Origin of the sequence: Bartonella sp. MU37NMGALS (genome assembly GCF_042194015.1) — a bacterium.
Classification (GTDB): domain Bacteria; phylum Pseudomonadota; class Alphaproteobacteria; order Rhizobiales; family Rhizobiaceae; genus Bartonella; species Bartonella grahamii.
Window position 1 is genome coordinate 1 of the sequence record NZ_JBHIML010000117.1, and the last position, 788, is coordinate 788.

Below are 788 nucleotides of genomic sequence, written 5' to 3' on the forward strand. Positions count from 1 at the left end.
TCGGAAGCAGCAATATGGATATCTTTTCCAGAGAGAACAGTGGTCTCTTTTCCAGAACTTAAATGAGAGCCATTGTGCAAGGCAACATGAGATGTTTCACTCCCATTCTGATTGTCCATGCTGTTGCGCGTGGCATCAATCGAAATATTCCTCTCAGCTTGCAAGAGAAGTTTATCCGTTGCTTGAACATCAGAGCCTAGAATATTCAAATCTTGTCCAGAGAGAAGTGTCGTCGAGCCACCAGAGTTGACTTCTGATTTATGATGCATGGTAGCATCACCCTGTTCATCATGGTAATGGGTTTCTGCTGAACCGATCGTCAAGTTACCTTCTTCTGTAGCCATGGCAAGATCACCTCCGGTGGTGATCCCCACCCCTGAGGCGGTAATATCTTGTTTGGCAATCACGCTCGCATTGCCACCAACAGAAAGCGCCTCGGTGTTTAATACTGTCTCCACGCCGTCAACCGTTGTACGCCCTGCATCTAAACGAATATTCTTCTCCGCAAGGATAACAGCATCACCACCCGCCGCAAAATGCCCCCCTTGACTAAAGATATCCCCGCCATGCACATGCAATTGGTGGTTTGCCGCAATCCGCCCTGAATTGGTTATCGTGGAATTGCTCGTATTTTGGCTGGTGATATTGACATCATCACCCATGATCAAAGCACCAGAAGAAACAAAGGAGGCTCTGTCTTTTTCAGGGATATAAAGCACCGGTGCATAAACATCCATGCCCTTGACCTGTTGGCGCACATAAATCACCATCGGGGCTTCTAGAGAAGC

The 788-nt window shown here is 47.6% G+C and carries 1 protein-coding gene; it reads right to left on the bottom strand.

From position 1 onward, the window contains the following. On the bottom strand, window positions 1-788 hold a 788-nt coding region (locus ACFIJP_RS09425), incomplete at both ends, for a hemagglutinin repeat-containing protein (protein WP_375627155.1).